Below are 1186 nucleotides of genomic sequence, written 5' to 3' on the forward strand. Positions count from 1 at the left end.
CAGCGGTTGTCCCGGCAGATCCGCCACGCGCTGCGCTCACACATCACCTCGCCGGCGTCCTTGGCCTCGTCGACCAGCAGGCGGTAGCCGAACTCTGGGTCGTCGTGGTGGGCGTCGAACAACGCGTTCGCCCGGTACGCCTGGAGGACCTCGGCAGCGGTGACAGGGTCCGCCAGCCACCGGTAGTAGGGCTGGCGGGAGAGCTTGAGCACCCGGCACGTCACCGCGACGGGAACCCCGTCGGCGGCGAGCTCCTTCACGAGCGGGTAGAGCCTTTTCCCGGCAGGTTCGCCTGCGACAGGTAGGCCGCCGCCCGGCGCAGGACTTCGTTCTCTTGCTCGAGCAGGCGGATCCGCTTCTTCAGCTCACGATTCTCCGCGGACTCGGCTCTGGTGGTCCCGGGCTTCTCACCGTCCTCGATGTCGGCTTGGCGCATCCACTTCGACAAGGTCATCTCGTGGATGCCGAAGTCCTTGGCGATCTGCGCGAGCGTCACACCGTCTTCGCGACTGCGGGCCACGCGCACGACGTCGTCACGGAACTCTTGGGGATAGGGAGCGGGCACAGCAACATCCTTCCAGGCCGGCCTACGGGCAAGCCAGATCGGGTGTCACCTGTTCGTGCGGCAGTCCCACCGAGCGGCCGCGCTGCTCGCTTGTCAAGGTGCGCGATGCCGAGATTCCAGATCCGGTGTTCATCGAGATATGGGACGAGTCAGAAGACTTCAATCCCGACCTATGGCCCTACGAAGAGTTTGCGACGCCTAAGAAGCGAACGCAGAACACGTGGTTGCCAGTAATGACCGACTTTGGAAGGAACTACGCATGAGCGACGAATGCACAGCAAAAGACGAATCTGAAATTCAGCAAAAGCAAGCGAGGTGAATGGCTACACAGCGACAGTGGTAGATCCGTCATTGCTGACACTTTGGAAGAGGCCGCTGAACATTGGTTTGAACAAGGCATGGAAGACCCAACACGTCTCCATATGTGGATTGGTGTTGAAGTAATCCTCACCGAAGAAAACCTTTATGACGCCACTGTCGGAGACTCAGATGCTGAAGTAGGCCAAACTTGGTACACGCATGTGACCAGCACCAATCGCCCCCTTCTGGGGTTGACCCCGTTTCGTGGACATCGAGTTATGCGGCTTCTGCCGCGGGGTTCATGAGCTGGTGCTCGAAGGC

General features: G+C 60.7%; 1 protein-coding gene and 1 pseudogene. Both read right to left on the minus strand.

Annotated features, from left to right (window positions below):
• A pseudogene (locus tag ACPYN7_RS17980) lies at positions 1-260 on the minus strand (IS3 family transposase); the annotation flags it as partial.
• On the minus strand, positions 257-565 hold the full coding sequence (locus ACPYN7_RS17985; protein WP_424348553.1) for a transposase: 309 nt from the start codon (positions 563-565) through the stop codon (positions 257-259). The gene ACPYN7_RS17985 and the pseudogene ACPYN7_RS17980, both read right to left, overlap by 4 nt.
• Between the last annotated feature and the right edge of the window lie 621 nt (positions 566-1186).

This window comes from Kocuria sp. CH-021 (genome assembly GCF_049716185.1).
GTDB classification, from domain to species: Bacteria; Actinomycetota; Actinomycetes; order Actinomycetales; family Micrococcaceae; genus Kocuria; species Kocuria cellulosilytica.